Origin of the sequence: Lentzea xerophila (assembly GCF_051094245.1) — a bacterium.
Lineage (GTDB): Bacteria > Actinomycetota > Actinomycetes > Mycobacteriales > Pseudonocardiaceae > Lentzea > Lentzea xerophila.
Map to the genome: position 1 here is coordinate 1582889 of NZ_CP194934.1, position 21189 is coordinate 1604077.

Consider the following 21189-nt stretch of genomic DNA (forward strand, 5'->3'; position numbering starts at 1 on the left):
ACGGCCCCGTTGTTCACGGCCTGAGCACCACTTTCCCCGCCGTGGCGCGGGATTCCAGTGCCTCGTGTGCCTGCGCGGCGTCCTTCAGCGCGAACGGCGGGTTGACCAGCGGCACGAACCGGCCGCTCGCCAGCCCCGCCATCGACTCCTCCTCCAGCGCCCGCAGCCCGCGCCGCATCAGACCGGGCCCGAGCGCGACGGTCGCGGTGAGGCTGTTGGCGAACAACGCTTCCACGCTGATCGGCGTCGCCTCCCCGGACGCCCAGCCGTAAATGATCTGCCGCCCGCCCGGCCCCAGCGTCCTCAGCGCCTGAGCACCAGCCTCGCCGCCGACGCCGTCGAGCACGACGGTCATGTCCTTGAGGCCGTCCGCCCAGCCGGGCAGCGTGTAGTCGATGGCGGCGTCCGCGCCGTTGTCCATGACGAGGTCGAGCTTCTCGCCGCTGGCGAGACCGATGACCTGCGCGCCGACGTTGCGCGCCTCCTGCACGAACAACGCCCCCATCCCGCCCGCCGCCGACGTCACCAGCACCACGTCGTCCGCGGTGAGCCGGGCCCTCTCCAGCACCCCGACCACCGTGCGCCCGGTGCCGATCATGGCGACCGCGGCCTCGAAGGACACGTCGTCGGGCAACGCGTGCAGGGCGCCGACACCGGCGACCGCGAGTTCGGCGTAGCCGCCGTTGGCCTGGCCGAGGTGCGCGACGACCCGGCGGCCGAGCCAGTCCGGCGAGACGTCCTCGCCCAGTGCCGTGACGACACCGGCGACCTCCCGTCCGGGCGTCATCGGGAAGTCGACCGGCCCGAACCCGCCCTGGCGGATCGTGGTGTCGACGAGGTGGACGCCGGCGGCGGCCACGGTGACGCGCACCTGACCCGCGGCGGGCTCCGGGTCGGGGACCTCCTCGAAGAGGAGGTTGGTGGCCGGGCCGAACTCGTACTGCCGAATCGCGAACATGCCGCTGACGCTAGGAACTCCACCTAACTGGAGGTCAAGTGTCCGATGTCGTCCCGGTGCTCAGTGCGCGATCATCACGTGCTTGACCCGCGTGTAGTCCTCCAGCCCGTGCATCGACAAATCCTTGCCGTATCCCGAGGCGCCGAACCCGCCGTGGGGCATCTCGGCCGCGACGAGGCCGTGCGTGTTGACCCAGACGATGCCGAAGTCGAGCCGTGCGGTCAGCGACGCGACCCGGCCGGCGTCACGGGTCCAGATCGACGACGCGAGCCCTTGCGGCACACCGTTGGCGAGCGCGACGGCTTCGTCGTCGGAGCCGAACGACTGCACGGTGATCACCGGGGCGAACGGTTCCTCCTGGACGAGCTCGTCGTCCTGGGTGAGCCCGGAGACCACGGTGGGCTCCAGGAAGAACCCGGTCGACCCGTGCCGCTTCCCTCCACAGTGGACGACGGCGGAGGACCGCGAGAGCAGCCCGAGCACGCGGTCCAGCTGGGCCTGGCTGTTCAACGGCCCGAAGTCCACTCCGGGAACCTGGGCGGAGGCCGTTTTCGCCAGCGTGGCAACGAACTCGTCGTGCACGGCCGAGTGCACCAGCACGCGGGTGGCGGCGGTGCAGTCCTGGCCGGCGTTGTAGAAGGCGGCGCCCACGATGCCGTCCACGGCTGTGGTCACGTCCACGTCGTCGAACACCAGGACCGGCGCGTTGCCACCGAGTTCGAGGTGCGTGCGCTTCACCGTCGCGGCGGCGCTGCGGGCCACCTCGACGCCGGCGCGGGTGGAACCCGTCAGCGACACCATCGCCGGGACGGGGTGCTCCACCAGGAGCTTGCCGGTGTCCCGGTCGCCCAGCACGACGTTGAACACGCCCGCCGGCAGCGCCCGAGCGGCCAGCGCCGCGAGCAGCACCGTGGACGACGGCGTGGTGTCGGCGGGCTTGAGCACGACGGTGTTGCCCGCGGCGAGCGCCGGGGCGATCTTCCACACCGCCATCATCAGCGGGTAGTTCCACGGCGTGATCTGCGCGATCACGCCCACCGCCTCACGCCGCTGGTACGAGGTGTGGCCGGGAACGTACTCACCCGCGGCGGCGGTGCCCAGCGCGCGGGCGGCACCGGCGAAGAACCGGATCTGGTCCACGCACTGGGGAATCTCCTCGTCCACCAGGACCGAGCGGATCTTGCCCGTCTCCCGGACCTCCGCGTCGGCGACCACGGAGGCGTTCGCCTCCAGCAGGTCCGCGAGCTTCAGCAAGGCCAGCTGCCGCTCGGCCGGCGTGGTGCGCGACCACGCGGGGAAGGCGGCCTCGGCGGCGCGCACCGCCGCGTCGACCTCGGCGGCACGGGAGACGACCGCGCGGCCGAACTCCTCGCCGGTGGCGGGATCGATGAGCGGTGAGGTCTCTTCAGCGGTGGCGGAGGTGCCGTTGACGAAGTTCGCGACGATCACATGTGCTCCAGGTGTGTGGGGGCGAACATGCGCAACACCGCGGGCAGGACCACCACGTGCGGGCCGTCACCAGCGAAGGCCTTGGCGAGATCCTCGCTGAGCGACTCGGGCGTGCTGCGGGTGGCGGGCACCCCGAACGCCCCGGCGAGCGCCACGAAGTCCGGCCGGGCGAGCTCGGTGGCGGTGGCCTGGCCGAACGCGTCCGTCATGTACTCGCGCAGGATGCCGTAGCCGCCGTCGTCGACGATCAGCCACACCACCCGCGAGCCGTGCTGCGCGGCCGTGGCGAGCTCGGAGATCCCGTACATCGCCCCGCCGTCACCGGACACCGCGAGCACCGGCCCGTCGATCGCCGCCGCGACCCCCAGCGCGGCCGGGAAGCCGTAGCCGAGACCGCCGGCGCCCTGAGCGGAGAACTGCGCGCCACCACGCGGATCCCAGGCGGACCAGGCCCAGTACGCGAGGATCGTCATGTCCCAGCAGGTCGGCGTGCCGTCGGGAACCGCCGCCCGCAGCGCGCCCAGCACCTGCCACTCCAGGTCGAGCTCCTGCTCCGCGAACCGCGCCCGAACCCTGGCCAGCAGTCCCCGCACGCGTTCCTCGGCGGCACCGTCCACGGCTCGGGCGGTCACACCGGAAGCCAACGCGCGCAAGGCATGCCGGGCGTCGGCGTGGATGCCCAGCGCGGGGTAGTTCGACTCCAGCTTGCCGAGGTCGGCCTCGATCTGGACCACCGCGCCACGCGGCCGGAACGTCCGGTAGTTGCTGGACAGCTCACCCAGCCCCGAGCCCACGACGAGCAGCACGTCCGCGTCGGCGAGGAACTCGGTGGTGTGCCAGTCCTCCAGCCACGACTGCGCGGAAAGCGGGTGCTCCCAGGGAAAACAACCCTTGCCACCGAACGTCGTCACGACCGGCGCCCGCAGCTTCTCCGCCAGCTCCCGCAGCTCCGCCGCGGCGCCGAGCGCACCACCACCGGCCAGGACCACCGGCCGGGAGGCGCCGTCCAGCAACCGCACGGCCTCCTCGACCAGCTCCGCCCGCGGGTGCGCCTCGCGCGGGGACCACGGCACCGACATCACCGGCGGCACGGAGGCCGGTGCGAGCAGCACGTCCTGCGGAATCTCCACCCACACCGGCCCGAACGGCGCGGTCAGGGCGATCTCCCAGGCCTCGGCCAGCGCCGACGGGATCTGCGAGACGTGCCGGACCACCCGCGCGTGCTTCACCACGTCGCGGAACGACGCCAGCTGGTCGGTCAGCTCGTGCAGGTAGCCACCGCGAACGCCACCGAGCCCGGCGGACGGGATCTGCGACGAGATGCCCAGCACCGGCGCCGAGCCGGCGGCCGACTCCTGCAGCCCCGCAAGCGTTTGCAGCGCGCCGGGCCCGGTCGACACCAGCAGCGGCGTCACGGAACCGGTGATCCGCGCGTGCCCGTCGGCGGCGAACGCGGCGTTGACCTCGGTCCGCGAACCGACGTACCGCAGCTCCGACCGCCGCAGCGCGTCGAAGAGCCCGAGGGCGTGCTGGCCGGGAATGCCGAACACGGTGTGCGCGCCGAGCGCCTCCAGCGTCTCGACGACGACGTCACCGCCGTTGCGCGTACTCACACGGCCTCCTTCAACGCCAGCAGACTCACGAGGTCGTACGCTACGTGGGAGGCTGCCACGGACGTGATGTCCGCGTGGTCGTAGGCGGGCGCCACCTCGACGACGTCCGCGCCGACCAGGTTCAGCCCCCGCAGTCCGCGCAGGATCTCCAGCAGCTCCCGCGACGTCATCCCGCCGGCCTCGGGCGTCCCGGTACCGGGAGCGTGCGCCGGATCCAGCACGTCGATGTCGACCGACACGTACAACGGGCGTGAGCCGATCCGCTGCCGCAACGCGTCCACGGTCTCGTCCACACCCCGCCGCATCACGTCCGACGACGTCACGATCCCGAACCCGAGCCGCCGGTCGTCCTCCAGATCCTTCTTGCCGTACAACGGTCCTCGCGTCCCGACGTGCGAGATCGCCTCGGTGTCGAGGATCCCGTCCTCGACCGCGCGCCGGAACGGCGTCCCGTGCGTGTACGGCTCGCCGAAGTAGGTGTCCCACGTGTCGAGGTGCGCGTCGAAGTGCAGCAACGCCACCGGCCCGTGGATCCGGGACACCGCCCGCAGCAACGGGAGCGCGATCGTGTGGTCACCGCCGATCGTCACCAGCCGGGTGCCGTCCCGCTGCAGATCGGCCGCGGCACCCTCGATCGTCTCGATCGCCTCACCGATGTGGAACGGGTTGACCGCGATGTCCCCGCCGTCCACGACCTGCAGGCGTTCGAACGGCGACACGTCCAGACCGGGGTGGTACGGGCGCAGCAGCCGGGATGCCTCCCGCACGGCCGACGGTGCGAACCGCGCGCCCGGCCGGTACGAGACGCCGGTGTCGAACGGGACTCCCACCACGGCCACGTCCGCGTGCGCCACCTGGTCGAGGCGCGGCAGCCGGGCGAAGGTCGCCGGGCCCGCGTAGCGCGGGACCCGCGAGGAGTCGGCGGGGCCGATCATGCGTTCACCAGTTCCTCTTCGTCAGGAGCCTGCCCGGCCACCCGGCGGTCCCAGTTCGCGAGCACCTCGGGCGAGGTGGCCGGCGTGGCCAGACTGACCACCACGTACGTCACGAGCGACGCACCGAGGCTGTAGTAGATGGGCGAATCGGCCAGCACACCGTCCACGACCATGAACGTGATCGCCGTCAGCGCGCCGACCGCCATGGACGCCATCGCGCCCACGCGGGTGCCGCGCTTCCACACCAGCCCGCCGATGATCGCGACCAGCAGGCCGCCGACGAGGATGTTGTAGGCGACCGTCAACGCCGCCACCACGTCGTTCAACGCCACCGCTATGCCGATCGCGGCCACGCCCAGCACGAGCGTGAACATCCGGTTGGAGTGCACATCGGTCTTTCGGCGCCAGATGTCGTTGGCCGCCACCGTGGAGCACGCGATCAACGCACCGGACGACGTCGACATCATCGCCGCCAGCGCGGCGGCGAGCACGAGCCCGCGGACACCGGTGGGCAGCAGGTTCTCGACCATCACGGCGAACGCCTCGTCCTTGTTCGCGATGTCCGGGTACAGCGCCTTGCCCGCCGTGCCGATCAACGCGCCCGCGACGGCGTAGACGAGGCAGTAGAGCCCGGACGTGACGCCGCCCCAGGTGGCCACGCGGGGCGACTTCGCGGTGAACACGCGCTGCCAGATGTCCTGCCCGATCAGCAGGCCGAAGACGTAGATCAGCAGGAACGTGATGATCGTGCCGCCGCCGATGTTGCCGACGTCGAACATCGCGGGGTCGTCGAGCCGCTCCCGCATGCCGTCGAACCCGCCCGCCGAGACGATGCTGACCGGCAGCAGCAGGAACAGGATGCCGATCGTCTTGATGACGAACTGCACGATGTCGGTCAGCGTGATCGACCACATGCCGCCGAGAACGCTGTACAGCACCACGATTGCGCCGCCGATGACCACACCGACGGTCTTCGGGAGTCCGAAGAGGACGTTGAAGATCGTCGAGTACGCGATCGTGGACGTCACGGTCAGCATCAGCGTGTACGCCCACATCACCGTGCCGGACACGAGCGAGGAGTTGCCGCCGTAGCGCAGGTCGAGCATCTGGGAGACGGTGTAGACCTTCAACCTGACGATCCGGCGCGCGAACAACGCGGAGAGCAACAGGATGCCGAGCCCGATCGCGAACACCATCCACGCGCCGGAGAGGCCGTACTGGTAGCCGAGCCCCACGCCGCCGATGGTCGACGCGCCGCCGAGCACGACGGCCGACATGGTGCCGGAGTACATCCCGAGACCGAGCCGGCGCCCGGCGACCAGGTACTCGCTCTTGCTGGTGGCACGGCGCATGCCCCACCAGCCCATGCCGATCATGCCGAGCACGTAGGCGGCGATCACCGCGTAGTCGAGAGCCACTGTCGGACCTCCTTGGGTTGCAGGTCACAGTAGGAACGCGCACTGGCGCTGATAAGTGGTCGTTCTGCACAATCGTCCGACCATGGTTGTGCACACCGTCCCGCTGAAGGACCTCGTCGCGCGAGCCGGCCTCGGGCTGACCGTCCGGTGTGGAGCCGGCGCGCTGGACCGGCCGGTCCGCTGGGCGCACGTCTCCGAGCTCGCGGACCCGACCCCGTACCTGGTCGGCGAGGAGCTGCTGCTCACGGCCGGCGTGCGGTTCCCGTCCGACGTGCCCGGCTACGTCGCCGGGCTGGTGTCCTCCGGCGTCACGGCGATCGGGTTCGGCGTCGAGCCGGAGTTCCCGACCGTGCCGGAGTCGCTGGTGGCAGCCTGTGCGGCGCAGGGGATGCCGCTGCTGGAGGTGCCGCCGTCCACCCCGTTCCTCGCGGTCTCGCAGGCCCTCGGCGCGCTGCTGGCGGAGATCGCGGTGCGGGAGCAGCGGATGCTCGCGGACAGCCAGCGCGCGCTGACCCGTGCCGCCACCCGCGTCCGTCCCGTCGAGTCGGTGCTGACGACGCTGGCGGTGGTGCTGGACTGCCGGGCCGACCTCGTCGATCCCTCGGCCGCGCCGGAGGACGTCGCGTCACTGGCCCGCCGCGTCGCGTCGGGCACCGGGCCTCGTTCGGCCTCCGCCCAGGTGGGCGAGGACCACGTGACGCTGGACCCGGTCGAGTCCGCGGTACTCGTGGTGCGCAGGCCGGCCCCGCTGTCGCCCGCCGAACGGGCCGTCGTCGCGGTCGCGCTGGCGTTGCTCGGGCTGCTGCGCCGCGACGTGGAGAGCGAGCGCGGCCAGATCGCCCGGCTCGCGGCCTCGGCCCTGCTGCGGTCACGGGTGTCCGGGGTGGAGGCGGTGCTCGGGCCAGGGCCCTACCGGGTGGTGGCGGGCCAGTCGCGGGCGGACTACGACGTGCTGGCCCAGCGGTACGGGCCGCTGGTGTCGGCGGTGGGGGACGGGTTCCTGGCGCTCGTGGCCGGAGGGGCCGAGGTGTCGGGACCGGTGGGCGTGTCACCGGTCGCCGCCCCCGTGTCCCGGCCGGAGCTCGACGCCGCCGCGGCCGAGGCTTCGGCGTTGCTGGCGCGCGCCCAGGCGACCGGCGAGCCCGCCTACCCGGCGTCCGCCCTGTCGTCCCTCGTGGACCCGGTGGCGGCACGGGAGTTCGCCCGCCGCGAGCTCGCCGGCCTGCTCGGCCGCCCCGAACTGGTCGACACGCTGAGGGCCTGGCTCGGTCAGCACGGCAGCTGGGACCGGGCCGCGGCGGTGCTCGGCGTGCACCGCAACAGCGTCCGGCACCGGATCTCCCACGTCGAACGGCTGCTCGGCCGCGACCTCGCGACGGCCGACGCGCGCGCCTCGCTGTGGCTCGCGCTGACGTGGCTCGATTAATTGCTTTGCGGTCTGGTCGCACCCTCGGTCATCATTGTTCCATGATTCGCGCAGATGAATGGGCAGGAGCGCCCTCCAAGCTCTGACCAGCAGGTTTATTTTCTACTATTCTCTGCGAGCATTTGTGTTTCAATGCTCGTCCTTGGCGTGTTCGTCTAGTGGTCAGGACGTCGGATTCTCAATCCGGAAACACGGGTTCGATCCCCGTACGCGCTACGTGGCCCGGTCTGTGTGGGGTGGACCGGGCCCTCCCGCGAAAGGGTCCATGTCAGACGGACCCAAAGAATCTTAGAAAAACTTCGCCCGAATGGTCTAGGCGCCAGTTACGCTCTGCGAATGGCTGCGGTCCCCGCCTTCGCACGGTACGAGGTCGACGTACGTCGGCCCAACGCCGCGCGGATCCACGACTTCTACCTGGGCGGTGCGCACAACTACGCGCCCGACCGCGCGTTCGCCAAGCAGGCGGTCCGGATCGACCCGGAACTGCCGCTCGTGACCAGAGCGCACCGGACATTCCTGCGCCATGCCGTCCGCCACTGCTGGGCCTCGGGCGTGCGCCAGTTCCTCGACCTCGGCGCGGGCATCCCGACGTGCGGCTCGACGCACCAGACCCTGCCCGAGGCCCGTGTCGTCTACGTCGACTCCGACCCGGTGACGGTGGCGTTCGGGCGCGGGCTGCTGCGCGGCGAGCCGCGGGCGTGCGCGGTCGAGGCCGACCTGCGCCGTCCCGACCAGGTGCTGAGGCATCCCGGCGTGCTGTCCCACCTCGACCTGCGCGAGCCGTACGCGGTGCTGATGGTCGACGTCCTGCGGTACGTCGACGACGCCACCGGACCGGGCCGCGTCGTGCGCCGGTACCGCCACGCGCTGCCCGCGGGCGGGTTCCTCGTGGTGTCGCACCCGGCTCCGGTCGAGCAGCTGATGGAGGGGCTGTCGATCGAGGCGCCGTGCGTGGTGCCGGGCGCGTACGCGTCGATCGGCCGCAAGGGCAGCGTCTGACCAGGTGAGCGGGCGGGTCCCGGCGTGTCGGTGAGCGGTGTGCCCGGTTTGACCGGGGTGAGGTCCGGGTAGACCGCTGAGCGACAAGAACGGAGCCTGGAGGGCATCATGACCCACCGCATCAAGGTCGCCGGTCTGCAACCGGTGCAGGTACTGGCCGGGCTGGCCGGTATCGCGTTCATCGTGTTCGGCATCGTGGGCTTCACCCGCACCGGCGTGGGCGACTGGGCCGCCCAGTCCTACGTGCTCGGGTTCTCGGTGAACCCGTTGCACAACACGGTGCTCGTGGCCGTCGGCGTGCTCGGACTGCTCATGGCTCTCGGGTCTGGTCTCGCCCGGCTGTACGGCTGGCTGCTGTTCGCCGGCTTCGCCGCGCTTTTCGTGTGGGACCTCATGATCACCGGAGTCCTCGCCCAGAATCCGGCGGAGCGGTTCGGCAACCCGTTGGCGGTCAACACCAACGACAACTGGCTGCACCTCGGCATCGCGCTCTTCGGCCTGCTGCTCGCGGTGATGCCCGCGCGCCGCAAGCTGGTCGAGGACGTCGACGACGAGGAGCACATGCTGCCGCAGCAGCGCTCGGCGGCGTTCCGCGACGAGCGTGACGACGCGCCGCGCGTCGAGCAGATGGATCCGACGGTGAGCACCCGGCCCAGCAGCACGGCCGTCACCGAGCCGATTCCCACCGCCACCCGTGGCACGGAGCCGGTCACCAAGGAGCAGGCGGTGGCCGACCCGCAGACCGACCGGATGAACACGGACAAGATCAAGCACTAAGGGCAGCCCCTGTCCGGACCAGACGCGTCGCGAGAGCCCACATGCGGCCCTCACGGCGCGTCTGTTTCGATGTCGCGATGCCTTCCGAGTTGCTGACGGACGAAGTGCTGATCACCTGGGGCACCGCGGCCGCCGCGTTCCTGGCCGTCGCGTTGCACGGGATCTGGCGCGTCACCCGCAACGTCATCACGATCGCCCACGAGGGTGGGCACGCGTTGCTCGCGGTGCTCACCGGACGGCGGCTCAGCGGGATCAAGCTGCACTCCGACACCAGCGGTCTCACCGTGTCGCGGGGAAAGCCCCGCGGGCCGGGGATGGTGCTCACGGCACTGGCCGGCTACGTCGCGCCGTCGCTGCTCGGGTTCGGCGCGGCCGTGCTGATCACCACCGAGCAGATCCAGCTGATGCTGTGGATCAGCATCGGGTTCCTGGCGGCCATGCTGATCATGATTCGCAACGTGTTCGGCGTGCTGTCGATCATCGTCACCGGCGGGGTGTTCCTCTTCGTCTCGTTCTACGCGTCCGCCGAGGTGCGGGACGCGGCCGCGTACGTGTTCGCGTGGTTCCTGTTGCTGGGCGGGGTCCGGCCGGTGTGGGAGCTGCAGGTCAAGCGCTGGCGGCGGCAGGCCCCGCGCAGCGACGCCGACCAGCTCGCCTGGCTCACCGGCGTGCCCGCGCTCGGCTGGGTGACGCTCTTCGGGATGGTCAGCGTGGCCGCGCTCGTGGGCGGCGGTGCGTTACTCCTTGGACGTTGGTGAAATACTGAGCTGAACAAGCCGCGGTCGAGAGGTGGGTTCAGTGCTGCGTGGAGATGTCGGGCTCGAACTGGGCCGGCGGGTGGCGCGGGCGTTGCGCGTCGCCCTGGACGTGGACATCACCGCAGGGGAAGCGCTGATCCGACCGTCCAACCGAGACGGTGCCGACTACCAGTGCAACGTGGCGATGAGCCTCGCCAAGAAGGTCGGCAAGAACCCTCGTGAGGTCGCCGCGCTGATCGTCGAGCACCTCGACGCCGCCGACGCGATCGAGCCGCCGGAGATCGCCGGGCCCGGGTTCATCAACCTGAAGCTGAAGCGCGAGTGGCTCGAGGCGCAGGCCGCGCGCCTGCTGGCCGACGACCGGCTGGGCGTGCCCAGGACGGACGAGCCGCGGCGCATCGCGATCGACTACAGCAGCCCGAACGTCGCCAAGGAGATGCACGTCGGGCACCTGCGTTCGACGATCATCGGGGACGCGTTCTGCCGGTTGCTGACCTTCGCCGGCCACGAGGTGATCCCGCACAACCACCTCGGTGACTGGGGTACGCCGTTCGGCATGTTGATCGAGCACCTGACCGACGAAGGTCACGGGGCCGATCACGAGATCAGCGACCTCAACGCGTTCTACCAGCAGGCACGGCAGAAGTTCGACAACGAGCCGGGCTTCGCCGACCGGGCGCGGCGCCGGGTGGTGCTGCTGCAGGGCGGCGACGAGGCCACGCTCAAGCTGTGGCACGAGCTGGTGGGGGAGTCGCAGCGGCACTTCAACCAGGTCTACGAGCTGCTGGGGATCGGGTTGTCCGCACAGGACAACTACGGTGAGAGCTTCTACAACCCCTACCTCGCGGACACGATCACCGAGCTGCAGCAGAAGGGCCTCATCGAGGTCAGCGACGGCGCGCTCTGCGTGTTCCCGCCGGGGTTCACGAACCGCGAGGGCGACCGGCTGCCGCTGATCGTGCGCAAGAGCGACGGCGGGTACGGCTACGCCACCACGGACTTCGCGACCGTGCGGTACTGGGTGCGGGAGCGCGAGGTCGACGACCTGATCTACGTCGTCGGCACGCCGCAGTCGCAGCACTTCCAGATGATCTTCGCCACCGCGAAGCAGGCCGGGTGGCTCGACGACGCGCACACCGCCGTGCACACCGGGTTCGGCACGATCCTCGGGTCGGACGGCAAGACGATCCGGACGCGGGCCGGCGGCACGATCAAGCTGATCGACCTGCTGACCGAGGCCGTCGAGAACTCCTACAAGGTGATGCCCGAGACGTCTGAAGTGGAGGGTGCGGAGAAGGACGCTCTCGCCCGCACCATCGGCCTGGGCGCGGTGAAGTACGCGGACCTCTCCAACGACCGGGAGAAGGACTACGTCTTCACCTGGGAGAAGATGCTCGCCAAGACCGGCGACACGTCGGTGTACATCCAGTACGCGAACGCGCGGATCCTGTCGATCGGGCGCAAGGTCGGGCGTGAGGCGCCCCAGGACGCGCCGCTGGTGCTGCGGGAGCAGGCCGAGCGGGAACTGGCGTTGAAGCTGCTGCAGCTGCCCACGGCCATCCAGGCGGCGATCGACGAGCTGGCGCCGCACAAGCTCACGACCTACCTGTTCGAGACGGCGACGGCGTTCTCCACCTTCTACAACGACTGCCCGGTGGCGACGGCGGAGACCCAGGAGTTGCAGGACTCGCGCCTGCACCTGCTCACGCTCACGTCGCGGGTGCTCACGCTGGGCCTGTCCCTGCTCGGCATCGGGGCACCCGAAAGGCTGTAACAGGTTTACCCCTGCTCCAGCAGAGGTACGCAGTGATCGCAACTCTTTCCCCTTAGTTCTCAGGGAGTCGCGATGACCTGCACCACCCGTCTGCCCAAGCCGGTCACCGACGTGTGGGACTGGCAGATGGACGGCCTGTGCCGCGGGCAGAACAGCGCCGTCTTCTTCCACCCCGACAACGAGCGTGGCTACGCGCGTGCGGCGCGGGAGGAGAAGGCGAAGGCGATCTGCGGACAGTGCCCGGTGCTGCGGCAGTGCCGCGCCCACGCGCTCGAGGCCCAGGAGCCGTACGGCGTGTGGGGCGGGATGGGGGAGGACGAACGGCGCCAGATCGTGTCCGCGGCCCGGCGCCGTGTCCGTGCCTACTCCTCTTCGAGCACGTCCCTGAGCTGACGCAGCGTCTTCGCGAGCAACCGCGACACGTGCATCTGGGAGATGCCGACCTTCTGCGCGATCTGCGTCTGGGTCATGTTGCCGAAGAAACGCATGATCACGATCTTGCGTTCCCGCTCGGGCAGCTTCTCCAGCAACGGGTGCAACGCCTCGCGTTGCTCGATCATCGCGATCTCGGGGTCTTCCTCGCCGATCGTGCTTCCCAGCGAGATGGACGAGTCCTCTGACATCAGCATGTCGTCCAGAGAGGCGCTCTGGTAAGCGTTTCCGGCCGCGAGTCCTTCGTGGATCTCGTCGCGGGTCAGGCCCAGGTGCTCGGCCAGTTCCGACGGCGTGGGCGCGCGGCCCAGTGACTGCGACAGCCGCGAGGTGCCGGCGTTGATCGCCAGGTGCAGCTCCTTGAGCCGCCTGGGCATGCGCACCGACCAGCTGGAGTCGCGGAAGTACTTCCGGACCTCACCCATGATCGTCGGCACCGCGAACGACAGGAAGTCACTGCCCCGCTCCGGGTCGAAGCGGTCGACGGCGTTGATCAGGCCGACCGTCGCGACCTGCACGAGGTCCTCGTGCGGCTCCCCGCGGTGACCGAACCGGCGGGCGATGTGCTGGGCGACCGGGAGGTGCTCGGTCACGAGCCGGTCCCGCAACGTCTCCCGCTGCGGCCCCTGCTCGGTGGCGGCGAGCTCGGCGAACAGCGGGGCCAGGTGGTCGTAGTCACCCGACCTGGAGGACCTGGTCTCCTCCGTCTTGGTCGCCTCTTCCGATCCGGTCACGCATCCACCGCCCCTGCCGTCGACTTCAGTAGGCCGATGTGGACCACGAACCCGTCGGACTCCTCGACCCGGGTCTGTACCGAGTCGACGAGCGCGGTGAGCACACGCCAGCCGAAGCTGGCCTCGTCGGGCCCGGACGCGGACTTCGCGGAGACCTTCGCCGAGACGTGGACCGCGCCCTTGTCGTCCACCGCGAAGTGGCAGCTGAGCACGGCGTCCTGCGCCGCCAGCGTGATCAACGTCGAGCACGTCTCGTCCACGGCGAGCTTCAGGTCCTCGATCGAGTCGAGGTCGAAGTCCTGCCGCATCGCGATGTCCGCCGCGACGGCCCGCACGATGGACAGCTGCGTGGGATCCGCGGCCATCCGAAGTTCGACCCCTGACAATTGCGTCACAGCCACCTCGTAGTCCGTTCTGCTGAAGGCCGGCATGTTCCATGCCCTACCCGAATCGATCGAATTTCACACGTGTATTAGTGCCGCCGCCAGGGAAATCACCTGCTGGAGGCAGCAGGAGATCACCTGGAAGGAGCGCTGTGCTGGTGCACGATGACTTCCTGGCTCTCCGCTTCCCGGCGGACGCGCACGAAGTGGGGCCCGTACGGCACCAGCTCCGTGAATGGCTGCAGGACAGCGGTTTCGGTGAGGACGAGGCGAGCGATCTCGTTCTCGCCGTCAGTGAAGCGGTCAACAACTCCGTGGAGCACGCCTATCCCGGCCCGGCACGGGGCACCATCGAGGTGCGCGCCCGCGTCGAGCCGGACGGGTCGGCTCGCGTCGACGTCACCGACCACGGCCAGTGGCGGGTGCCGCCTCCCGCGCTGACCACGCGCGGACGAGGTCTGCTGCTCATGCGGGAAAGCGTGGACGACGTCGAGATCGAGCGCAGGGCGAGCGGCACGACAGTGCGCCTGCACCGGGCTCCTTCGCCCATGGTGCCCGCGGCCCGGGTCGCGTCCGAGTGCGACGTCCAGGTCCACGAGACCTCCTCCGGCGTAGTAGCGGTCGTGCGGGGGAACGTGCCCCTGGAGGCCGCTCCGTCGTTGCGCCGCACGCTGAGCACCGCGGCGCGGGGCGGCACGGTGCCGCTGACCGTCGACCTCAGCGGGCTCGGCGCGGAGAAGAGCGGTGTCGAACAGGCTCTTCGCGCGGTCGCCGACGCGCTCAGGGCGGCCGGTAACCGCCTCACCGTCCGGACGCCTTAGCCCAGCGCCGAGTCCACGGACGGGTGCAGGCTGAACACCTCACCCAGCCCGGTGGCCTCCAGCGGACGGGTGACGGCCCGTGCCGTCGCCACGACCTTGAAGGCCGCGTTCTGCTGCGGGGCGAGCCGGGCGGCCTCCACCAGCACCGCCAGGCCGGCGGAACCGAGGAACGTCACGCCGGTCATGTCCACGACGAAGGTGCCGCCGTCGCGGAGGCCGTCGACGAGCGCCTCGCGCAACGCCGGCGCCGACACCATGTCGACCTCGCCGGACACGGCGAGGACGGTGGCACCGGGCGCCGGCTGCCGCACCGACAGCTCGATGGTCTGTTCCGCTCGCGGGTCCTGCACAGTCACCGATGTACTCCCTCTTCGGAAATTACCGGGAACCGCCGCGCAGCGGTCCCCCGCGGCTGCTGGCTCAACCGCTGCGGCATCACCGTACGGGAGACGCCGCTCGACAGGACAGGTCGAGGAGTCGGTACCCGGACAATGCCCGGTTCAAACGCGCAGGGCCTGCCAAAGCCGTCGCGCCGTGTCGAACGCGGCGGCCGGCGGTTCGCCGACCTCGTCCGAACTGTCCTCCAGTGTCCCGCCGACGATCAGCACCAGCGCCTCGGCCACGTCCCGCAGCTTCACGTTGGCGTGCTGGCTGGCGCGCACGAGCAGCTCGAACGCCTCGCCGGGCGGGCACGACCGCGCGCTCATCACCAGGCCCTTCGCCTGCTCGATGTGACGGCGGTGCTGCACCATCCGCACCATCTGGTCGGCGCGCAGCACCTCGCCCGCGCAGAACTCGACCAGCGCGGCGGCCGTCGCGACCAGCGGCTCCACCTCCTCGATCACCTTGAGGTCCTCGACCCGCGGCGGGTGCGACAGGTACACCGTCAGCACCACCGGGCCGCCGTCGCCCCAGCTGCCCGGCACCGCCACCACGTCGACGCCGCCGACCCGCCCGGACACCTGCCGCTCGTCGCGGGAGGCGTCGACGAGCGGTCCTTCGCCGCTGTCGAGCTGCGCCTGGTCCAGCTCGGCCGCGACGCCGGCGGCGCTCTGCAGCTTGCCGTCCGGCCACACGCTGAGGCCCACGCCCTCGCAGCCGTCGAGCCGCGAGCACAGATGGTCCATCAGCCGGGAGATGAGCTCGGTACCGAATTTCACCTGGTCCACCCTGCGAGGTTAGTCCGAGCCGATCCTTTTCGAACGGCGTGCGGTCATCGTCGTACGACGAACGGTTGCACCGGCAAGCACCCGTCCATCCGTTCAGCTTCGGGCCCGAACAGCTCGGCGCGCCGTTTGATCCAGTCACCGCTGGGGACCCGCACGGGAGACGTGTTCTGAACCACAGTCCGCCAAAATTCGTTCGCAGGGATAACGCCGGAGCCCCGGCGCGCGACATCCCTGGTGTCACGGAGGGACCGAAATGAGAACCGCCATGGAAACCCAGCCGCAGCAGGACGCAGCGACTCAGACCGGGCTGCCGACCACGCCGTGCAGCGTGGTGTGGAGCCGCGGCCACGCGTACGTGCTCGAGGGTTTCCGCGCTCGCTGGGTGGGTCGCGACGACCGGGGCCGCCCGCACGCCATCACCGGTGCCGAGATGCAGCGCCGCGGCTGGACACTCACCAGGACAGCCTGAGCTCACCCGTAGGAAACGAACGTCCCGCACCGCCCGCAACCAGTCGCACCGCGTGCCGTGACGCCATCCGGCAGCCCTTGCGCAGTCACTCGTTTAGAGTGCGGGTGTGCGTGATCCGGCTGATCGCCTGCTGACGATTCCGAACCTGCTCAGCGTGCTGCGGCTGGCCGGAGTTCCGCTCTTCCTCTACCTGTTGCTCGGACCCCGCGAAGACGGCTGGGCGCTGCTCGTCCTCGTCTTCGCGGGCTTCTCCGACTGGCTCGACGGCAAGCTCGCCCGCTGGCTCAACCAGATGAGCAACCTCGGCACGCTGCTCGACCCCGCCGCCGACCGCCTCTACGTGTTCTGCACGCTGCTGGCGTTCGTGATCAGGGACATCGTGCCGCTCTGGATCGCCCTGGTGCTCGTGGGGCGGGAGGTCGTCGTCGGCCTCTGCCTGCTGGTCCTGCGGTACCGGGGCTGGGGGCCGTTCGAGGTCACCTACCTGGGCAAGGCCGCTACCTTCAACCTGCTGTACGCGTTCCCCCTGCTGCTGCTCGCGCAGGGCGACTCGGGCTGGGCCCAGGCCGCCCAGCCGTTCGCCTACGCGTTCACGGCCTGGGGCGGAGCGCTCTACCTGTGGTCGGCGCTGCTGTACGTCTACCAGTTCTTCCTGGCCCTGCGGGCAACACCTCGCACGGTCGCGTGAAAAGATCACCCCATACAGGTTCAGCACGAGGAGCGCAGTCAGTTGATTCCCGAGGAGCTTCGCTACACCGAGGAGCACGAGTGGGTCGCCAGCACCGGCGAGAACACCGTGCGCGTCGGCATCACCGACTACGCCCAGGAACAGCTCGGTGACGTCGTCTTCGTCCAGCTGCCCGAGGTCGGTCACACGGTGGCGGCGGGTGACACGTTCGGCGAGGTCGAGTCCACCAAGAGCGTCTCCGACCTCTACTCACCGCTCGACGGCGAGGTCGTCGCCATCAACGACGCCCTGGTCCAGACGCCCGACTCGGTCAACAGCGACCCGTACGGCGAGGGCTGGATGGTCGAGATCCGGCTGAACGACCCGGAAGCGCTCGACGGCCTGCTGGACGCGGACGGGTACAAAGCTTTGGTGGAGAAGGAGTGACGTCGATCTTTCGCCGGATCTTCGGCCGGAAGGGGAGCCGCGCTGAAGGCGGTGACCCCAACGCGATAGGTTTTACCGGAAGTGACGGATCCAGCAGCAGGAGGAGAGCTCAGGTGAGCACGAACGACGGCCCAGGCGTTCCGCCGGAGCAGTCCCCGGAGCGGACCTCCGTCTTCCGGGCGGACTTCCTCCAGGAGATGGAAGGCGGCGCCGAGGCGCCCGCACAGGAGCCGGCCGTTGCCGGTGTTGACGCCCTTCCCGCCGGTTCCGCGCTGCTCGTGGTGAAGCGCGGCCCGAACGCCGGTTCCCGGTTCCTGCTGGACCGAGACACGACGAGCGCCGGGCGCCACCCCGACAGCGACATCTTCCTGGACGACGTGACGGTCTCGCGCCGGCACGCCGAGTTCCGCCGGGAGAGCGGCGAGTTCGTCGTCATCGACGTCGGCAGCCTCAACGGCACCTACGTCAACCGGGAGCCGGTCGACCAGGCCGTGCTCGCGAACGGTGACGAGGTCCAGATCGGCAAGTTCCGTCTCGTCTTCCTGACGGGTCCTGGCTCCGCGGGAGCCTGACGCGTGACGGCCGGGCGGCCACCACGCGGGGGCTCGAGCATCGGGGCGGTGCTCGCACTGCTCCGGCCCGAGTTCCCCGACGTCACCATCTCCAAGATCCGCTTCCTGGAAGCGGAGGGGCTGGTCCGCCCGGCACGCACCGCCTCCGGCTACCGCCAGTTCAGCGTGGCGGACGTCGAGAGGCTGCGGTTCGTGCTGTCCGCGCAACGCGACAGGTACCTGCCGCTCAAGGTGATCCGCGAGCAACTCGACGCCGTCCCGGTCGACGCCACCTCGGTGTCCCGCGCCGACGTCCTCGCCCAGACCGGCCTGAACGCCGGCCAGCTGTCCCAGCTGGAGCGCGACGGTCTGCTGCGCCCCGGTCCCGGTGGCCGGTTCACCACCGACGACATCACCGCGCTCCGCACGATCCGGACGATGACCGGACTCGGCGTCGAGCGCGAACACCTGCGCGCCCTCCGCGCGGCAGCGGATCACGAGGTGGTTCTGCTGAAGTCGTTCTCAGATCCCGAGACGGTCCGGGAATTGGCTGACCTGTTCACCTCGTTGCACACGTTGTTGGTGAAAGCGGGCTTGCGCCAGTCCTGATCCGCCTGTGCACGGGTCTGCCGATGGTGCAGTCTTGATCACGATCTGCCCGCAACAATTGAGCACACGGCCCGCTTGGCGGGTAGCGTCGAACACGTACGCCGGGGGATGCTCGGGTGTGATCCGGGTACTCCTCGATCTGGTCTGGGACCAGAACGACTGCAGGGAGGCGAGACCCGATGAGCGAAATGCGCGTCGTCGGCGTGCGGGTGGAGCTGCCCCAGAACCAGCCGATTCTTCTTCTGCGCGAAACCGAGGGCGAGCGGTACCTGCCGATCTGGATCGGCTCCGTCGAAGCCACCGCCATCGCTCTCGAGCAGCAGGGCGTCCGGCCTGCCCGGCCGCTGACGCACGACCTCCTCAAGGACGTCATCGGAGCGCTGGGCCGAAACCTTGAGCAGGTGCGGATCACCGATCTGCAGGAGGGCACGTTCTTCGCGGAGCTCGTGTTCGACGGCGACGTGCGGGTGTCCGCGCGGCCCTCGGACTCGGTGGCGCTGGCGTTGCGCGTGGGCGTCCCGATCCACGCCGAGGAGTCGGTGCTCGCCGAGGCGGGCCTCATCATCCCGGACGAGCAGGAGGACGAGGTCGAGAAGTTCCGCGAGTTCCTCGACTCGGTGTCCCCGGAAGACTTCAGGGGCGCGGACACCTGATCGGCGGCACGTCGCTGTCTGTCTCGTTTGGATCCACCGCAACCCGCCAGCGTGTCGCTCTATCGGACTACGTTCCGCTCCGATCGCCCGCTAAACGATCACTAAACGTCACCTGAACGTCCTTGTTCGGGTGACGGTATGACCCTCTACCTGAGGTTGAGAGTCGACACTCCCCGCGCGTCGCGTTGACCTGCCCTCGGAGCGGTCTTACCGTCGGACTCGAGTGGACGTCGCCGGTTCACGAGAGTGGACGCGGCGGCTTGACGGTCATGAGTTTCGTGGCCGTTCCGAGGGGAGGCAGGCGTGGTCGAGGAAGCGCCCTTGAGGGCGGAATCCGGGCTGCAGGGTGAACTGTTCCCGGACTCCTCGCTGCCGGACGAGCTCGTCGGTTACCGGGGTCCCGCGGCGTGTCAGATCGCGGGCATCACCTACCGCCAGCTCGACTACTGGGCCCGGACCGGACTCGTCGCCCCGACGGTGCGGATGGCGCACGGCTCCGGTAGCCAGCGGTTGTACTCGTTCAAGGACATCCTGGTCCTGAAGGTGGTCAAGCGACTGCTGGACACGGGTGTCTCGCTGCAGAACATCCGCGTCGCGGTCGACCACCTGCGCAGGCGTGGCGTGCAGGACCTGGCGAGGATCACGCTCTTCTCCGACGGCACCACCGTCTACGAGTGCACCTCGCCGGAGGAGGTCGTCGACCTGCTCCAGGGCGGTCAGGGCGTGTTCGGCATCGCGGTGAGCGGCGCGATGCGCGAGATCTCCGGCACGATCCACGAGTTCCCGGCCGAACGTGCGGACGGCGTCGAGATCGCTCCGATGACCGAGGACGAGCTGGCCCGCCGGCGCCGCGAGCGTGCCACCGGCTGACCGGCCCGGCGAACGTGGCCGACTGGCCGTCGCGGATGGCCGGTCGGCAGCAGCGCCGGGACCTCGCCGGTCCCTAGCGTTGTCCGCATGATCACCACACCCTCCCGGCAGGTCGTGAAGGTGCTGACCGCCGCGGTGAAGCGAGCGGCCCGGCTGGAGTTCGGCGTCGTCGGCACCGAGAACCTCCTGATCGCGCTCGCCGACAGCAGTGGACCCGGTCGCAAGCTGGGCGTGAAGTCGTTGCGGGCCCAAGCGGCCGCACGGGGAACCGAGCACTGGGCCGGTGACGACGGCGGTGTGCTTCCCGAGGCTGATCCGGAAGTCATGGCGCTGATGCGCACCGCCCGCCACTCCGCCGGCGTCGAGTCGCCGTTGCCGGTCAGCCGTGCGCTGGACGGGTGCCTGCGGGCGGCGATCGCGCGGGCCGGTGACGGTGTCCTCACCACCACGCATCTCTCGGTGGCGTTGTTGTCGCAGGAGTCCGGCCGGGCCGCTGACCTGTTCACCGTGCTGCGGGTGGACGTCGAGGCGACGACCGAGGCCGTGCGGGCGGCCGCCGTGCCCGAGGACGCGCCCGCGGTGTGGTTGCTGCGCAAGGCAGGAGCGCTGGAAGGGGAGTCCGGCGGCGGGTACGTGCGCTGGCTGACCCGTTTGATCGCGCGCGGCCAGGGACTGGGCGGGCCGGTGCTGACCGTCGTCCGCCACGAAGCCGAGCGGATCGCCGTCGCCGCGGAACGGACCGTCTCGTCCCGGGACCTCGTGGCCGCGGTGCTGACGGTCGACCACCAGCTGGCCGTGGCGGGGCGGCGGCTGAAGCCGGAGTTCGCGTCCGGCACAGCGGCGGCGCTGCGGGCGGCGGGAGTGGACCCGGCCACGTTGCCGGTGGCGCCCGGCGCCGGGGTCGAGCGCTTCGTCGAAGGCGCGAAGCTCGTCGCGGCCCAGCGCGGGGACGACGTCGTGAGCACCGACCACCTGCTGGCGGCGGTGCGCGACGACCTGCTCGATCCGGTCGGCGGGGTGCTGCGGGGTCTTGGTGTTGAGACGTAGGTCGCGTCCGTAGCGACTAGCCGGGCTGCCTGCGGGTATTCTGCGCGGGTAGTCGCTGAACTCAGGCGGGAGAGACCGGGCTTCGAGCCCGGCGCCGAAGGAGCAATTCCCTCCCCGGGAACCTCTCAGGCACCCAGGACCGCCCGAGCGAGACGCCTCTGGAAAGTGGATTCCCCGGAATCCCGCCGACGGTGAAAGCCCATTCTCGTGGTGGGTGAACCTCTCAGGCG

General features: G+C 70.1%; 24 protein-coding genes, 1 tRNA gene and 1 riboswitch. Of the genes, 16 read left to right on the top strand and 9 right to left on the bottom strand.

All coding sequences use genetic code 11. The features are described 5' to 3' along the window. Window positions 1-13 precede the first annotated feature (13 nt). Genes ACRSBM_RS07795 through ACRSBM_RS07815 form a run of 5 tightly spaced genes read right to left on the bottom strand, consistent with a single transcriptional unit; the run spans window position 14 to window position 6373 of the window. A complete protein-coding gene (locus ACRSBM_RS07795; protein WP_434441162.1) occupies window positions 14-958 on the bottom strand; it encodes a zinc-binding dehydrogenase in 945 nt (314 codons plus the stop codon). A 60-nt stretch (window positions 959-1018) separates the two neighbouring features. Next, entirely contained in the window at window positions 1019-2407 is a 1389-nt protein-coding gene (locus ACRSBM_RS07800) for an aminobutyraldehyde dehydrogenase (protein WP_434441165.1), read from the bottom strand. Beyond that, window positions 2404-4020, bottom strand: a complete 1617-nt coding sequence (locus ACRSBM_RS07805) for a thiamine pyrophosphate-binding protein (RefSeq protein WP_434441168.1) — start codon at window positions 4018-4020, stop codon at window positions 2404-2406. Before ACRSBM_RS07805 ends, ACRSBM_RS07800 begins: the two co-directional genes overlap by 4 nt. Further along, window positions 4017-4955, bottom strand: coding sequence for an agmatinase (gene speB / locus ACRSBM_RS07810; RefSeq protein ID WP_434441175.1), 939 nt, complete (start codon window positions 4953-4955; stop codon window positions 4017-4019). Before speB ends, ACRSBM_RS07805 begins: the two co-directional genes overlap by 4 nt. Beyond that, entirely contained in the window at window positions 4952-6373 is a 1422-nt protein-coding gene (locus ACRSBM_RS07815; protein ID WP_434441178.1) for a sodium:solute symporter, read from the bottom strand. Before ACRSBM_RS07815 ends, speB begins: the two co-directional genes overlap by 4 nt. Window positions 6374-6455: 82 nt before the next feature. Here ACRSBM_RS07815 and ACRSBM_RS07820 point away from each other — a divergent pair, with 82 nt between their 5' ends. From ACRSBM_RS07820 to ACRSBM_RS07850, 7 genes are all read left to right on the top strand, one after another. Further along, complete coding sequence (locus ACRSBM_RS07820; RefSeq protein ID WP_434441180.1) at window positions 6456-7799, top strand: PucR family transcriptional regulator; 1344 nt, start codon at window positions 6456-6458, stop codon at window positions 7797-7799. Between the two features lie 144 nt (window positions 7800-7943). Next, window positions 7944-8015 (top strand) — tRNA-Glu (locus ACRSBM_RS07825). 120 nt (window positions 8016-8135) lie between these two features. Continuing rightward, window positions 8136-8798, top strand: a complete 663-nt coding sequence (locus tag ACRSBM_RS07830; RefSeq protein WP_434441183.1) for an SAM-dependent methyltransferase — start codon at window positions 8136-8138, stop codon at window positions 8796-8798. Between the two features lie 108 nt (window positions 8799-8906). Continuing rightward, window positions 8907-9575: a DUF4383 domain-containing protein gene (locus tag ACRSBM_RS07835; RefSeq protein ID WP_434441186.1), complete on the top strand. Its 669-nt coding sequence runs from the start codon at window positions 8907-8909 to the stop codon at window positions 9573-9575. 77 nt (window positions 9576-9652) lie between these two features. Continuing rightward, on the top strand, window positions 9653-10333 hold the full coding sequence (locus ACRSBM_RS07840; RefSeq protein WP_434441189.1) for a M50 family metallopeptidase: 681 nt from the start codon (window positions 9653-9655) through the stop codon (window positions 10331-10333). Between the two features lie 40 nt (window positions 10334-10373). Beyond that, complete coding sequence (argS, locus tag ACRSBM_RS07845; RefSeq protein ID WP_434441191.1) at window positions 10374-12107, top strand: arginine--tRNA ligase; 1734 nt, start codon at window positions 10374-10376, stop codon at window positions 12105-12107. Between the two features lie 72 nt (window positions 12108-12179). Next, window positions 12180-12500 (top strand): WhiB family transcriptional regulator, encoded by a 321-nt coding sequence (locus tag ACRSBM_RS07850; RefSeq protein WP_434441194.1) that lies wholly within the window; start codon window positions 12180-12182, stop codon window positions 12498-12500. Here the strand turns inward: ACRSBM_RS07850 and ACRSBM_RS07855 are convergent. Both ACRSBM_RS07855 and ACRSBM_RS07860 read right to left on the bottom strand, forming a co-directional pair. Further along, window positions 12470-13273, bottom strand: coding sequence for a SigB/SigF/SigG family RNA polymerase sigma factor (locus tag ACRSBM_RS07855; protein ID WP_434441197.1), 804 nt, complete (start codon window positions 13271-13273; stop codon window positions 12470-12472). The genes ACRSBM_RS07850 and ACRSBM_RS07855 overlap by 31 nt on opposite strands. Further along, window positions 13270-13638, bottom strand: a complete 369-nt coding sequence (locus ACRSBM_RS07860) for an ATP-binding protein (protein ID WP_434441200.1) — start codon at window positions 13636-13638, stop codon at window positions 13270-13272. The genes ACRSBM_RS07855 and ACRSBM_RS07860 overlap by 4 nt, the downstream gene beginning before the upstream one ends. Before the next feature lie 170 nt (window positions 13639-13808). Here ACRSBM_RS07860 and ACRSBM_RS07865 point away from each other — a divergent pair, with 170 nt between their 5' ends. Beyond that, window positions 13809-14477 carry an ATP-binding protein gene (locus ACRSBM_RS07865; RefSeq protein WP_434441203.1) on the top strand — a complete coding sequence of 223 codons (669 nt, stop codon included), beginning with the start codon at window positions 13809-13811 and terminating at the stop codon, window positions 14475-14477. Here the strand turns inward: ACRSBM_RS07865 and ACRSBM_RS07870 are convergent. Both ACRSBM_RS07870 and ACRSBM_RS07875 read right to left on the bottom strand, forming a co-directional pair. Beyond that, window positions 14474-14833: an STAS domain-containing protein gene (locus tag ACRSBM_RS07870; protein WP_434441206.1), complete on the bottom strand. Its 360-nt coding sequence runs from the start codon at window positions 14831-14833 to the stop codon at window positions 14474-14476. The two genes, ACRSBM_RS07865 and ACRSBM_RS07870, sit on opposite strands and share 4 nt — an antisense overlap. A gap of 144 nt (window positions 14834-14977) precedes the next feature. Next, window positions 14978-15646, bottom strand: a complete 669-nt coding sequence (locus tag ACRSBM_RS07875) for an ANTAR domain-containing protein (RefSeq protein WP_434441209.1) — start codon at window positions 15644-15646, stop codon at window positions 14978-14980. Between the two features lie 253 nt (window positions 15647-15899). Between ACRSBM_RS07875 and ACRSBM_RS07880 the strand changes: the two genes are divergently transcribed. The 8 genes from ACRSBM_RS07880 to ACRSBM_RS07915 all read left to right on the top strand — a co-directional run bounded on the left by ACRSBM_RS07880 (window position 15900) and on the right by ACRSBM_RS07915 (window position 20959). After that, entirely contained in the window at window positions 15900-16115 is a 216-nt protein-coding gene (locus ACRSBM_RS07880) for a hypothetical protein (RefSeq protein ID WP_434441212.1), read from the top strand. 106 nt (window positions 16116-16221) lie between these two features. Next, a complete protein-coding gene (locus ACRSBM_RS07885) occupies window positions 16222-16803 on the top strand; it encodes a CDP-alcohol phosphatidyltransferase family protein (protein WP_434441214.1) in 582 nt (193 codons plus the stop codon). Between the two features lie 42 nt (window positions 16804-16845). Beyond that, window positions 16846-17229: a glycine cleavage system protein GcvH gene (gene gcvH / locus ACRSBM_RS07890; protein WP_434441217.1), complete on the top strand. Its 384-nt coding sequence runs from the start codon at window positions 16846-16848 to the stop codon at window positions 17227-17229. Window positions 17230-17342: 113 nt separating this feature from the next. Then, window positions 17343-17801, top strand: a complete 459-nt coding sequence (garA, locus tag ACRSBM_RS07895; protein WP_030476302.1) for a glycogen accumulation regulator GarA — start codon at window positions 17343-17345, stop codon at window positions 17799-17801. A gap of 48 nt (window positions 17802-17849) precedes the next feature. After that, complete coding sequence (locus tag ACRSBM_RS07900; protein ID WP_434441221.1) at window positions 17850-18389, top strand: MerR family transcriptional regulator; 540 nt, start codon at window positions 17850-17852, stop codon at window positions 18387-18389. A 179-nt stretch (window positions 18390-18568) separates the two neighbouring features. Further along, entirely contained in the window at window positions 18569-19042 is a 474-nt protein-coding gene (locus ACRSBM_RS07905) for a bifunctional nuclease family protein (RefSeq protein WP_030468959.1), read from the top strand. 303 nt (window positions 19043-19345) lie between these two features. Then, entirely contained in the window at window positions 19346-19912 is a 567-nt protein-coding gene (locus ACRSBM_RS07910; RefSeq protein ID WP_434441226.1) for a MerR family transcriptional regulator, read from the top strand. A gap of 87 nt (window positions 19913-19999) precedes the next feature. Beyond that, entirely contained in the window at window positions 20000-20959 is a 960-nt protein-coding gene (locus ACRSBM_RS07915) for a Clp protease N-terminal domain-containing protein (protein ID WP_434441229.1), read from the top strand. Window positions 20960-21015: 56 nt separating this feature from the next. Beyond that, a riboswitch (glycine riboswitch) is annotated at window positions 21016-21111 on the top strand. Window positions 21112-21189 lie beyond the last annotated feature (78 nt).

Excerpts from the sequence above, each read along its gene's own strand:
- ACRSBM_RS07905 (WP_030468959.1), top strand. The coding sequence starts at position 18,569 with ATGAGCGAAATGCGCGTCGTCGGCGTGCGGGTGGAGCTGCCCCAGAAC.
- ACRSBM_RS07835 (WP_434441186.1), top strand. The coding sequence starts at position 8,907 with ATGACCCACCGCATCAAGGTCGCCGGTCTGCAACCGGTGCAGGTACTG.
- ACRSBM_RS07830 (WP_434441183.1), top strand. The coding sequence starts at position 8,136 with ATGGCTGCGGTCCCCGCCTTCGCACGGTACGAGGTCGACGTACGTCGG.
- ACRSBM_RS07860 (WP_434441200.1), bottom strand. The coding sequence starts at position 13,638 with ATGGCCGCGGATCCCACGCAGCTGTCCATCGTGCGGGCCGTCGCGGCG.
- ACRSBM_RS07795 (WP_434441162.1), bottom strand. The coding sequence starts at position 958 with ATGTTCGCGATTCGGCAGTACGAGTTCGGCCCGGCCACCAACCTCCTC.
- ACRSBM_RS07840 (WP_434441189.1), top strand. The coding sequence starts at position 9,653 with ATGCCTTCCGAGTTGCTGACGGACGAAGTGCTGATCACCTGGGGCACC.
- ACRSBM_RS07915 (WP_434441229.1), top strand. The coding sequence starts at position 20,000 with ATGATCACCACACCCTCCCGGCAGGTCGTGAAGGTGCTGACCGCCGCG.
- ACRSBM_RS07880 (WP_434441212.1), top strand. The coding sequence starts at position 15,900 with ATGAGAACCGCCATGGAAACCCAGCCGCAGCAGGACGCAGCGACTCAG.
- ACRSBM_RS07850 (WP_434441194.1), top strand. The coding sequence starts at position 12,180 with ATGACCTGCACCACCCGTCTGCCCAAGCCGGTCACCGACGTGTGGGAC.
- ACRSBM_RS07820 (WP_434441180.1), top strand. The coding sequence starts at position 6,456 with ATGGTTGTGCACACCGTCCCGCTGAAGGACCTCGTCGCGCGAGCCGGC.
- speB (WP_434441175.1), bottom strand. The coding sequence starts at position 4,955 with ATGATCGGCCCCGCCGACTCCTCGCGGGTCCCGCGCTACGCGGGCCCG.